The sequence below is a fragment of the Streptomyces sp. NBC_00376 genome (genome assembly GCF_036077095.1).
Classification (GTDB): Bacteria; Actinomycetota; Actinomycetes; order Streptomycetales; family Streptomycetaceae; genus Streptomyces.
Window position 1 is genome coordinate 57,880 of sequence record NZ_CP107961.1, and the last position, 10,305, is coordinate 68,184.

Here is a 10,305-nt window from a genome sequence, read left to right on the forward strand (position 1 = left end):
TGTCGAGCGACTCTGGCGACGCTGATACTCCCGCGCGCGGCTGCCGCGTACTGCCGCGCAATGCCCACGCACTGCCGCCACACTCCCGTGCAACGCCCACGCACTGCCGCACACCCCCGCGCAACTCCCGCGTAGCTTCCGCGCACAGGGGCGGGCCCGCCCCCCGCGGCCACCGGGTGTGCCGGCGCAGTGTCGCCCGGCCGCTTCGCGGACATGTTCAGCCCCCTCCCCAGGACTGTCCCGTGACGAAGGAGCTGATCCACGCCACCATGGCCACCACCCAGATCCACGCGGAACGGACCGCCGGGCGTGCCGCCGAGGAGACCGACGCCCTGCGCCGGGCCGCCCGGCTCGAAGCTCTCCTCGGCGACCCCTACGATCCCGCCAACCCGCACGGTCTCGGCGCCCTCTTCGCCGCCGACGAGCGCCACGAACCGCCCGCCGCCACCGAACGGCTCCTCGTCGAAGCAGGGCTGGGCTCCGAGTTCGTACCCGCCGAGTTCGGCGGCCGGCTCACCCGCGCCGACCTGCTCGTCAAGGTGCTGCGCCCGGTCTTCCGCCGCGACCTCGCGCTCGGCTTCGGCGCCGGTATCACCTCGCTGTTCGCCACCTCCGCCGTATGGGCGGCCGGTAACCCCGGCCAGCGGCGCGCGACGGCCGACCTGCTGCTCGCGGGCGGCCGTGCCTCGATCGTCCACCACGAACTGGCCCACTCCAACGCCATCCTGCGCGACGAGTTCACCGCCCGGACACGCCCCGGCGGCGGCTTCACACTCGCCGGCCGCAAGGACGTCATCATCAACGCGGCCGTCTCCGGGGCCTACGTCGTCTATGCCCGGACCGACCCGGCCCGCACTCCCCTCAGCCACTCCGTGCTGCTCCTCGACCCCGACGGCCTCGGCGCCGGGGTCAGCGCGCTGCCCCGGATCCGCACGGCCGGCATGCGGGGAAACCTGTTCTCCGGGCTGTCGTTCACCGACTGCGACATACCGGCCGACGCCCTGGTCGGCCGGCCGGGCGAAGGCGTGGCCCTGGCGCTGCGCACCTACCAGGTCAACCGCTGCGTCATCGCCGGAACGGCCGTCGCCGCCGCCGGTACCGTCCTGCACTCCGCCGTCCGCGCCGCCACCGCCGGCCGCAGCCGCCCCATCGCCCGCCGCCGGCACAAGCCCCTCGCCGGGGTCTTCGCCGACCTGCTCGCCTGCGACAGCATGGCCACCATCGCGCTGCGCGCCCTGAGCCTGCTGCCCGACCGCACCCACATCCTCGCCGCCGCCGTCAAATACGTCGTACCCGACCTGCTGCGGGAGAGCCTGGAGGAGCTCGCGAGCGTCCTCGGCTCCCACGGTTACGAGCACGGCACCCCCGAGTACGGTGCGCTGGACAAGCTCTCCCGCGACCTGCCCGTGGCCGGCCTCGGCCACGCCGGAACCGCCGCCTGCCAGGCCGTGATCGTGCCCCAGCTGCGCAGCCTCGCCGAACACGCCTGGTTCCGGGACGAGGAACCGCCGCCCGAGCTGTACCGTTCCGGCACCTCGCTTCCCCTGCTCGACTACCGGCTCCTCGGCATCGCCGGAGGCGGCGACTTCCTCGCCGCCTCCCTCAACGGCGCCGCCGCCCGCCTGGCCGACGTACGGAGCCTGGGCGGCCAGCTCGCCGTACTCGCCGATCTCGCCGAGGCGTTCACCGACGAACTGCGGGCCCTGCGCGAGCGCTGCCGGGCCATCCCGCCGGGCGCCGCCGCCCTCGCCGACCCCGCCTGGTGCGTGCTCAGCGATCGCTACTCCCTCGTCCTCGCGGCCGCCGCGATCCTGGCCACCTGGGAAGGTCAGGACGGCAGCGACCCCTTCCTCGCCGCGCCCGCCTGGGCCGTACTCGCCCTCACCCGGATCGGCGGGCGCCTCGGCATCCCGATGCCGGAGCTGCCCGAGGACTGCCGCACCCAGGTCCTCGACGAACTCGTACGCCGCTACCGCACCGGCCTCAGCTACGACCTCGACTCCACCGAACTGGCCCTGTGACCGGCCCGAGGAGGCCGCCCATGGACGCGGAAGCCGCACGTCGCATCACGCCACCCGTGCACGCCACCGGCCCCGCGGGGCCCTGGTACGAGGTCCGTGAGGGGCTGGCCCGGCGCGGCAACGCATCCGTGTTCACCACCTGGGGCGAATGGCTGCCCGCCGCCCTCGCCGACCCGGTGCTGCGCCCGCTGCTGGGGCGGGACTGGCCGCGCTACCGGCAGACCGCCGACCCCGTCCTGCGGTACCGCTTCGTGGCATCCCGGCTGGCCGTCAAGTACACGGCCGCCGCCGCGCTCGGCACCTCGCCCGCCCAGCTCGACCTGGCGTACAAGGTCGGCGGCCGGCCCTACCTGCGGGGCTTCGACCAGATCGACCTGAGCCTCACCCACACCGACGACCTGATCGCCGTCGGCATCAGCCGCACCGGGCGCATCGGGATCGACACCGAACCCGTGGACCGCAAGCTGTCGTTCGAACTGCTCCAGGACCAGGTCTGCACCCCGGCGGAACGGGACACGCTCGCCGCTCTCCCGGAGGCGGAACAGACCGCGGGGATGCTGCGGCTGTGGACCCTGAAGGAGGCCTACACCAAGGCGCTCGGCCAGGGCCTGCGGCTCGACTTCTCCTCGTTCGGCTTCGCCTCCGGATCCTCCGGCGCCTCCGGATCCTCCGGTGACACCGGCCTGCTCGCCCCCGACGGCACCCCCGCCGCCCATGGAGAGTGGGCGTTCGGCACCTACCCGGTGCTCGGCCGCTACCTCGTCAGCATCGCCTGCCACGACACCGGCCTGGACACCTCCCGGGACACCGCCGCCGCCACCATGCTCGACGAGGGGTTCATGGCGACGGTCTCCGGACTGATCGGGGCGGAGGACCGGACGGAACACCAGACGGAAGACAGGACGGGGAGCCGGGCGGAAAACCCTGTACCGGAGCCGTAGGCGTTCCCGTGCGTTATTCGAGTCCGGCTGTAGCGCCTGCGCCGATGCTGGACGACGCGACACCGGCCGGAACCCGGTGCCTCTGTGTCGAAAGGGCCTCCATGAGCATCGTCGAGGAAAAACCGCTGAAGACCGCGCCGGCCCCGGAACCCGGGAGCATGCGCCCGGCCGCCGCGGGCCGCGACGAGAACCGTGTCGCGACCATGCGCGAGCGCACGGCCGAACTCCACGCCATACAGGCGCTTGCCGAATCCGGACCCGGAGAGCGGGCCACCGCCGCACAGCACGCCAAGGGCAAACTGACCGCCCGGGAACGCATCGCCCTCTTCTTCGACGAGGGCACGTTCAACGAGGTCGAAGGGTTGCGCAGACACCGCGCAACCGGCTTCGGCCTGGAGGACAAGAAGCCCCACACCGACGGCGTCGTCATCGGCTGGGGCAAGGTCCACGGCCGCACCGTCTTCACCTACGCCCACGACTTCCGCATTTTCGGCGGGGCACTGGGCGAGGCCCACGCCGAGAAGATCCACAAACTGATGGACCTCGCCGAGGCCGCCGGCGCCCCCGTCGTGGGCCTCTGCGACGGCGCGGGCGCCCGCATCCAGGAGGGCGTGACCGCGCTCGCCGGATACGGCGGCATCTTCCAGCGCAACGTCCGCAACTCCGGTGTCATACCGCAGATCTCCGTGATCCTCGGCCCGTGCGCCGGCGGCGCCGCGTACTCCCCGGCGCTCACGGACTTCGTCTTCATGGTGCGCGGCACCTCGCAGATGTTCATCACCGGCCCGGACGTCGTCCAGGCGGTCACCGGCGAGGCCGTCAGCATGGAGCACCTAGGCGGCGCCGACAGCCACGCCGAGTCCTCGGGCGTCGCGGCCTTCGCCTACGACGACGAGGAGAGCTGCTTGGAGGACGTACGGCACCTGCTCTCGCTCCTGCCGCAGAACAACCGCGAACTCGCCCCCGCCGGCGACCTCGACGACCCGGTCGACCGCCGCAACGAGAGCCTGCTGGACCTGGTACCGGCCCAGCCGAACCGCTCGTACGACATGCGCGACCTGATCGAGGAGATCGCCGACCACGGCGACTACTTCGAGGTGCACAGTCAGTGGGCGCAGAACATCGTGTGCGCCCTGGCCCGGCTCGGCGGCCAGGTGGTCGGCATCGTGGCCAACCAGCCGGCCTGCCTCGCGGGCGTACTGGACATCCACGCCTCCGAGAAGGCCGCGCGGTTCGTGCAGTTCTGCGACTCGTTCAGCATCCCGCTGGTCACCCTGATCGACGTCCCGGGCTTCCTGCCCGGCGTCGACCAGGAACACAACGGCATCATCCGGCACGGCGCCAAGCTCCTGTACGCCTACTGCAACGCGACGGTGCCGCGCATCTCGCTGGTGGTGCGCAAGGCCTACGGCGGCGCGTACATCGTCATGGACTCCCGTTCCATCGGCGCCGACATCGCCCTGGCCTGGCCCTCGAACGAGATCGCCGTCATGGGAGCCGAAGGCGCCGCGAACGTCATCTTCCGCCGGGAGATCAACGCCTCGGACAACCCGGAGGAGACCCGCCGGCAGAAGATCAAGGAGTACCAGACCGAGCTGATGCACCCGTACTACGCGGCCGAACGCGGCCTCGTCGACGACGTCATCGACCCGGCCGACACCCGCGCCCGGCTGATCTCCACCCTGGACATGCTCCGTACGAAGTACGCCGAGCAGCCCAGCCGCAAGCACGGGAACCTGCCGCTGTGACCGCCGCCGGGAGCAGGACGCCGGCCATCACCGGGAACGGGAACCCCGTCGTCGCGCTCACCTCGGCGTCCGTCCGGGTCTCCAAGGGGAACCCGACGGCCGAGGAGGTCGCCGCCCTGGCCGTGCTGCTCACGGCCCGGATCCGGCTGGCGAACGAGGCACGGGAGAACGGGGCACGGGGGCAGGAACGGACCTCCTCCGTCGCGCCGGTCCGGGCGCTCCGTCACCGCGGGCCCGCCCCGTTCACGCCGCCGGGGGCATGGGCCTCGTGATCACGGGCCCGGACTCCTGCCCGGCGAGGGAGTTCCGGGCCGTCCGTGTCCGTCGGGCGGCTCCGCCGTACTCCCGGCTCTGCGCGCCGCCGCCCGCGGCGGCCGCGAGCTCGTCGATCCTGCGCAGCAGGGTGCCCTGCTCACGGGAGAGCTCATCGACGCGCTCCCGCAGCCGGGCGACCGTACCGCCGAGATCGAGCAGGGCCGCCACATCCGAAATGCCGCCGGGGGTACTGCTGGGAGTACTGCCAGAGGGGCTGCCAGGCATGCCGCCGGGAGTGCCGCTGGGCGTACCGCCCGACGCGTCGTGTGCCAGGGTGCGCGGCGGAGGTGTCGTCCCGAGGTCCGCGAACGGCGAGTGCCGGATCGTCGCTTCCATCCGGGCACGCAGCGCCGGGCCCGGTTCCACGCCGAGCATGTGGAGCAGGACCTTGCGCGCCCGTTCGTACACACCGAGCGCCTCGGCGGGCCGGCCCGCCAGGCACAGCGCGACCATCGACAGGTCGTAGAACCGCTCCCGCAGCGGATGCTCGTACGTCAGCCGCTCCAGCTCACCCGTGACGTCATCGAGCGGCGCCGAGCGCAGCCGTGTCTCGTGCAGACGTGTCTCGTACAGCTTCTCCAGGGTCGCCAGCCGGTGTTCCTCGAACCGCTCGGCCTCGGCCGCGCACAGCGGCCCGCGCAGACAGTCCTGCAGCGCCGGTCCGCGCCACACCGCCAGCGCGCGCTCCAGCAGTTCGGTGGCGTGCGCCGGGTCGGTGGAGGCCGCGGCGCGGCCCTCGGCGGAGAGCCGCTGGAAGCGCTGGGCGTCCGTGGTGGCGCTGCCCAGCCGGAGCAGATAACCCATGGGCTCGGTGCTGATCCAGTCCCCGTCGCCGGAATCGCTCAGCATCCGGCGCAGCCGGGCCACATGGGCCTGTACCGCGTTGGCCGCCCGCTGCGGCGGTTCGTCGCCCCACAGCTCGTCGGCCAGCCGGTCGACCGTCAGCGTCCGTCCTGCCTCGACGACGAGGGCGGCGAGCAGCGTGCGCTGCTTGGTGCCGGACGGGACGACGCGCCGCCCCGTCCGGCCGTCGTGGACCTCGACCGGCCCCAGGATGCGGAACTCGGTCACGGGGTGCCTGCCAGGGCCTCCAGTCCGGCCCGCACATCGGCGGTGACCGCGTCGGCCAGCGCCGCCGGATCGTCCTGGAAGTAGAAGTGGCCGCCCTCGAAGCGCCGGACACCGAGGAAGTGGTCGGTGGACTCCGCCCACTGCTCCAGCGGTCCCGCGGGCGCGGTGGTGTCCTGCTCGCCGTGGAACACGGTGAGCGGCACGGGCAGCGGCGTCACGTTCTGCGGCGGACGCCAGTTCCGTACGAGGGAGATGTCCGCCCGGATGACGGGGGCGAAGACGCTCCACAGCTCCGGGTTGTCCAGGATGCGTGGCGGGGTGCCGCCCAGCCGGATCAACTTGCGGCGCAGTTCCGCGTCGGTCAGCTCGCCGGGCTCCTCGGCCGGCCGGCCGGGACGCGGCGCCCCGCAGCCCGACAGGCCCAGCCACACGGGTGGCCGGCGGCCCTCGTCGACGAGCCTGCGGGTCAGTTCGAACGCGATCAGGGAGCCCATGCTGTGCCCGAAGCAGGCGAAGGGCACGTCCGCGTCGTCGAGTTCGGCGGACAGCCGGTCCAGGAACCAGTCCACGAGCGTGTCCGCGTCACCGATCGGCGGTTCGCCGGCCAGCAGCCCGTGCCCCGGATAGTCCTGCGGCAGCAGCCGCCAGCCCGCCGGGAAGAGCCGGGCCCACTCGTTGAACATCAGCCGGGAGCCGCCCGCGTGCGGGAACACGAACAGCCGCAGGGTGCCGCCGAATCGCATCGTGATCTCCGTTCCACGGGCGAGGAGCCTGTCATGGCGACGCTAGTCCGTCACCCGCGCCTCGGGCGTAATGCCCGATCGGTGTTCGAGCGGACATGAGAGCGTTCTTGAGAGAGTTCTTGAGGGAGTTCTTGAGGAAGCCCTCACGGGGGACGCAGGTCACTGGTCACAGAGCCTGCAGGGGAGGTGTCAGAAGACGGGTGGGCAGGGCCCGGCGGCTGCTGACCCCCAACTTCCGGTAGACGCGCGTCAGGTGCTGCTCGACCGTGCTCACCGTGATGAACAACTGCTGGCTGATGTCCCGGTTGCTGAAGCCACGGGCGGCCAGCAGGGCCACCCGGTTCTCCGCATCGCTGAGCAGCGACGCCTCCGAATCACCGGCATCACCGACATTTCTGAGACCGCCAACGCCCCTGGTGTCACCAATGCCTCTGGCGTCACCGATCCCACCGATCCCACCGGCACCACCGATCTTTGCGGTGCCCGAGGCCTGTTCGCCCCACTCGGCCGCATGGGCCGTGGCCCCGTGCCCTGTGTGCGGCGTACGTGACATACGCGGCGCATGCGTCACGGCATCGGCCGCAGCCGCTGCCCTGAACCCGGACTGGCAGATCTTCGCCTCCTGGGCCGCGCGCCAGGAGGCCGCCCGGGCCTCGTCCAGCTCGCCGACATTGCGGCAGGCCACGGAGAGATCCGCCAGCGAACGTGCCAGCTCCATCCGGTCGCCCGCCGCCTGAAGCACCTCGACGGACTTGCGCAGCAGAGCCGGCCGCTGCATCAGCTCGCCGCACGCCGCGAGCAGCCGCAACGAGATCCCCCGGGTACGCGGGCCGATCGCCTGCGCCCGGTCCAACTGCTGCTTGACCAGGTCCCGGGCGACGACCGTACGGCCGAGCCGTAGATGCGCCTCCGCCAGGCCGATGCGCCACGGCACGAAGGGAAGGTCCAGATGAGCTTCCTGGGCCAGACTGCCGCAGGTCTGGAAGTCCCGGACGGCCGCGAGCAGCCGGTCGGCCGCCAGGTGATGGTGACCGCGGGCGCACAGGAAGCGCAGGCCCCACACCGTGGTCGGCATGGCCTCCGGAGCCATCTGGCGAATCGGTTCCTCGGCCTCTGTGTGCCGGCCCATCGCCGTCTGCGCGGAGATCAGCACGCTCAGCGGGTACCCCCGCATCACACCCCAGCCCTGGGGCGACAGCACGTCGAGTGCGGCCCGCGCCCGGTTGGCGGCCGCCGCCGGCTCACCCCTGCCCAGTGCGATCTCGGCCCGTACGGTGCCCAGGGCGGCCTGCCAGGTGAGCGCGCCGCGCCGCCTCGCCTCCGCGTACAGCCGTTCCGTCTGCTCCCCGGCCTGTTGGAGCTGGTTGCCGCCGATCAGGGTGAACAGCGCGGCCAGCACGACCTCCAGCAGGGAATCGCCCGGTCGGCAGCTTTCCAGGATGTGTTCCGCGCTGGGCAGTGCGCCCCGCGCGTTCGCCCCCGCCGCGCCCTCCGCGACGGCGTGCACCGCCCGGATCCACGGATCCTCCCGGTGCGGGTCCCCACCTGCGCCTGCGCCTGTGCGTGTGCCTGTACCTGTACCTGTGTCTGTGCCTGTGCCTGTGCCTGTGCCCGTGAGTGTGCTGGGGCTTGTGTTTGTGCCTGCGTCGGTTCCGGGGCCGTAGAACCAGCGGTACGCCAGGTGGAGTTCGGCCTCCGCGTACCGGTCACCGTCCCGGCCGGCCCCGCGCTGCTCGTACGCCTCACGGGCCGTGCGCGCGGTTCCGGTGTCGCCCTTCCACAAGGCCTGCTTCAGCAGAGGCAGCGCTTCCCGCCCGGCGAGTGCGCCCTGCGCGAGCGCGCTGCGCGGGGCGGCCTGCCAGCGGTCGGACGCCGCCGGATCGACCTGCCACACTGCCCGGGACAGTCCGCGCCGCAGCACCTCCTGCTCCGCCGGGTCCGCGGTCGCCTCCAGCGCCAGCTCCAGACAGCGGGTCACCAGCTCGACATCGTCACCCGTGGCCGCCTCGGCCGCCGCGCGGCGCAGCACATCGGCCGCCCATGCAGGCCAGGGCGCAGCCGTGGTCGTGGTCGCAGTCGAGGGCGCAGCTGTGGTCGCGGTTGCGGAGGCGATCAACTGTTCCGCGACCGTCACCGGATCCGTGCCCCGGAGCTGCAGCAGTTCGGCGGCGGTGGCGTGCAGCCGTGCCCGCTCCCCGGGTGCGAGCGTGCCCAGAACGGCCTGCGCGGCCACGGGGTGGAACCGCACACCGTCCAGCACTCCCGCGGCCGACAGGACGTTCAGCACCTGCTCGACCACGTCCACCGGCAGCGCGACCAACTGCGCCACCAGCGGGGCCGAGGCCCGCTCCGGGCCCAGGACGGCCAGCCCCTGCGCCACGGTCAGCAGACCCGTGTCCCAGCGGTAGAGGCAGTTCAGTACTCCTTGCGCGTACGACGAACCGACCACCGGGTGTTCGGCCGTCGCACCGGGATGCGCCAGCTGCCAGGCCCGGTGGTCCTCCAGCAGCGCCCCCGCCAACAGCGGATTGCCGCCAGTCAACCGCAGTAACGAGGATGCGTCGTACTCGTACTCGTGCTCGTGCTCGTACTCGCATTCGTGCTCGGGCGCGGGCTGCGCTGGGGTGGGGGATTCGGCACGGTCGGTGGTCTGTTCTGCGATCAGTTGCCGCAGGGCTGGTTCGTCCATCGGCGCCAGCCGCAGCCGCAGATGCGGATGCTGTGTGATCTCGGCGTGGAAGCGCGTCATCGCCGGGTGGGCCCAGCTCCACTCGGTCAGCACGATCAGGACCCGCGCCGAGGCGATCCGCTGCCGCAGATGCCGGACCAGCCGCAGGGTGAACTCGTCGGCGAACTGGATGTCGTCGATGCTGACGACCAGCGGGCGGTGTCTGGCCAGTTCCAGCAGCCGTACGGTGAGTTCATGGACGGCACCGGCCGCCCCGGCGGCCCCCGTCGCGTCCGGCAGCAGCCGGGCGGCGCACTCGGCGACCTCCGGCGGGATGTCCGGGTTGCGGAACAGCTGATCCACGCCCCCTACCGGGAAATCGTCCTCCGCGCGCGATCCGGTGGCCGTCAGATACAGCGCACCCGACTCCCTCGCATACCGCGAGAACTCGTGGAGCAGACGTGTCTTTCCGCTGGCCAGGCCCCCTGAGATCAGCGCGAGCTGGCCGGCGCCGTCGGCGCACTCGCCGAGTTGCCGGGCAAGACCGTCCAACGCTTCACGGCAGTCCCGCTCCACTGCGCCCCCCTGAGCATCTAGCCGACGCGTAACCCCTAAGGCACAAAGGCTGCTGCCGACGCCTACAGGGCGGGTCGAGCCGGGGCGGAACACCACGCGGGACACCCGTTCGAGAACGGTCGGGGCGGCGGACCACGAGCTTCTGGCCGAAACTCGTGGTCCGCCGCCCCGACTGCAGTACCTGGTTGGACGACCCGATCGGAAGACCCGGTGGGACGGGGG

At 72.2% G+C, this 10,305-nt stretch carries 7 protein-coding genes; 4 read left to right on the forward strand and 3 right to left on the reverse strand.

From position 1 onward, the window contains the following. Positions 1–242: 242 nt before the first annotated feature. The 4 genes from OG842_RS40575 to OG842_RS40590 all read left to right on the forward strand — a co-directional run bounded on the left by OG842_RS40575 (position 243) and on the right by OG842_RS40590 (position 4,982). Positions 243–2,021, forward strand: coding sequence for an acyl-CoA dehydrogenase (locus OG842_RS40575; protein WP_266738003.1), 1,779 nt, complete (start codon positions 243–245; stop codon positions 2,019–2,021). A 20-nt stretch (positions 2,022–2,041) separates the two neighbouring features. Next, positions 2,042–2,962: a 4'-phosphopantetheinyl transferase family protein gene (locus OG842_RS40580; protein WP_266738001.1), complete on the forward strand. Its 921-nt coding sequence runs from the start codon at positions 2,042–2,044 to the stop codon at positions 2,960–2,962. A gap of 158 nt (positions 2,963–3,120) precedes the next feature. After that, positions 3,121–4,710, forward strand: a complete 1,590-nt coding sequence (locus OG842_RS40585) for an acyl-CoA carboxylase subunit beta (RefSeq protein ID WP_328512731.1) — start codon at positions 3,121–3,123, stop codon at positions 4,708–4,710. Then, positions 4,707–4,982 (forward strand): acyl-CoA carboxylase subunit epsilon, encoded by a 276-nt coding sequence (locus OG842_RS40590; RefSeq protein ID WP_266737999.1) that lies wholly within the window; start codon positions 4,707–4,709, stop codon positions 4,980–4,982. The genes OG842_RS40585 and OG842_RS40590 overlap by 4 nt, the downstream gene beginning before the upstream one ends. Here OG842_RS40590 and OG842_RS40595 read toward each other — a convergent pair. The 3 genes from OG842_RS40595 to OG842_RS40605 form a co-directional block, all read right to left on the reverse strand. Then, positions 4,954–6,096: an AfsR/SARP family transcriptional regulator gene (locus tag OG842_RS40595; RefSeq protein ID WP_266737998.1), complete on the reverse strand. Its 1,143-nt coding sequence runs from the start codon at positions 6,094–6,096 to the stop codon at positions 4,954–4,956. The two genes, OG842_RS40590 and OG842_RS40595, sit on opposite strands and share 29 nt — an antisense overlap. After that, positions 6,093–6,839 carry a thioesterase II family protein gene (locus tag OG842_RS40600; protein WP_266737997.1) on the reverse strand — a complete coding sequence of 249 codons (747 nt, stop codon included), beginning with the start codon at positions 6,837–6,839 and terminating at the stop codon, positions 6,093–6,095. The genes OG842_RS40595 and OG842_RS40600 overlap by 4 nt, the downstream gene beginning before the upstream one ends. A 166-nt stretch (positions 6,840–7,005) precedes the next feature. Continuing rightward, positions 7,006–10,059 (reverse strand): helix-turn-helix transcriptional regulator, encoded by a 3,054-nt coding sequence (locus OG842_RS40605; RefSeq protein WP_328512707.1) that lies wholly within the window; start codon positions 10,057–10,059, stop codon positions 7,006–7,008. Positions 10,060–10,305 lie beyond the last annotated feature (246 nt).